3 protein-coding genes are annotated in these 1,702 nt (G+C 31.8%); all 3 read right to left on the reverse strand.

Features of this window, described 5'->3' with window-relative positions; translation table 11 throughout:
* Positions 1-406 (reverse strand): hypothetical protein (locus B2X72_RS08200; RefSeq protein WP_286849032.1); only part of this gene is annotated, 406 nt, incomplete at its 3' end.
* A gap of 376 nt (positions 407-782) precedes the next feature.
* Complete coding sequence (locus B2X72_RS08205) at positions 783-1,004, reverse strand: DUF7336 domain-containing protein (RefSeq protein WP_112373528.1); 222 nt, start codon at positions 1,002-1,004, stop codon at positions 783-785.
* Positions 1,005-1,113: 109 nt separating this feature from the next.
* Positions 1,114-1,554, reverse strand: coding sequence for a tetratricopeptide repeat protein (locus B2X72_RS08210; protein WP_286849035.1), 441 nt, complete (start codon positions 1,552-1,554; stop codon positions 1,114-1,116).
* Positions 1,555-1,702: the final 148 nt, after the last annotated feature.

Below are 1,702 nucleotides of genomic sequence, written 5' to 3' on the forward strand. Positions count from 1 at the left end.
GTACTTTTGTCGGAATATTCAGCTTTATAAATATCTTCGAAGCTAAAGCTACTTCCGGTTTTATATCTAATAATTTCTCAGCACTTTTATGTATTCCAATAATCCTACCTTTTATTTGAACTCCGAGGATCTCTTTTGAATTGCCCAACAGATAATCGTATAATAAATCCCTTCCCATGTAGAAGATATTTAAAGTAGAATCAGCTTTCTCAAAAGAGACAACCGCATCCAAATTGAAGATACTCGAATTTACTTCAGTTATTTCTTTAAAAAAAACTTTGTCAAGTTGATCATTGTTGTGCTCAATTACTGGAAAAATAACATTGGATTGAGATTTCACCATAAAGCATGAAAAGCAAAGCAAAACTAAGATGTGGATTTTAAGGGTATATTTTATCTTTATCATATTGCGCATAAACTTGGTTATAAACTCTGAATAATTTTAAAATGGTTCGTGGAAAATATCTGCTCATTGCTTTAGAATAAACTCCTCAATTTATTGCAAAAATGACAGAATTTGAAATACTATTTTGACTTTTCTGGATATTAATATTTCCTATATTTCAACAATAAGGGAAAGCTCAAGGAAACACATTTTTTTGCAATAAGAAATAGGCCTTCCATTTTTCGGAACCTGTTTGGGACAGTAAATATTGAACAAGATACTCTTAAAATTACTGAAATGGAAGCTATATTTAAATAGGAAATTACGGAAGGCAATGCAGCATAACATTAAAACTTATGCTGGGGACGGGTTTTTATTTATACAAAAGTTATTAAGTTCATTCGGTTATAAAGCCAGAAGTCCAGTTATCCTTATCTATTTTATATTCTGATATCTCAAAACCCGCTGTATGATCCCGGAAACCTTCTACTTTGGACATTCTTACTAACGCATTTTCAGCAAGTTCCTTGGTACTGTAAACTCCTATCAATTTTACGTCTTCTCCTCCATCTAATGATTCGTCAAAGTGGGTGTGCCATAGCAAAAATACATTCTCCATATCATTGATTATTTATTTTCATCATCATTTTTATTAACTCCAATGCTCATTTTGGCAACAATCCTCTAGATTACTTACAATATCAAAAAGAAAATCTTTACTATAGAAATTATAGCCTGTACTTCCCTTGTTTTATTTCCCTTTCAAATATTTTCAAATTTGCTTTTGCAATAATTGACCCGAGTTTAGCCCCTCTTTTATATAATGCGTAACTCATCTTTAAATCTTGCTGAATCCCTTCGCCTCTTTCATAAAAATCCGCTAGGTTATTATAAGCCTCTGCATAACCACCATTGGCCGCCTTTGTATACCAATAGATACATTTCTTTGGATTGTATAATGGATTATTAACACCTAAAAAATTAATTGAATCAAACTGTTGCGCATAATCATATTGACCTTCCGGATTACCGCTATAAGCACTTTTTTTTATGTGATCAAATGCCAGCCAATATAATTTGTACTTTTCTTCGGAAGAGAGAGAAGAAGGATATTCTTGTATCTTCCGACTAATTTCTTTCGCAATTTCAAAGTTCTTGTCCTTTCTCAAAATCTATGGTTTATTTCTTATTTCCCAATGGGCTCTCTCTGGATTACCAATAAGGGGATTCCTAATTTTAAGCCAACACAATTTATAAAAAAAATCACTTTGATAAAACTATTTCAAATTGGCTATCGTTCTTACAATACAAAACGGC

This window comes from Sphingobacterium sp. UBA7253 (assembly GCF_002472745.1).
Taxonomy (GTDB): Bacteria; Bacteroidota; Bacteroidia; order Sphingobacteriales; family Sphingobacteriaceae; genus Sphingobacterium; species Sphingobacterium siyangense.

What these genes read in the sequence shown, in the direction of transcription:
- B2X72_RS08205 (WP_112373528.1), bottom strand. Translation starts at nt 1,004, where the DNA reads ATGGAGAATGTATTTTTGCTATGGCACACCCACTTTGACGAATCATTA.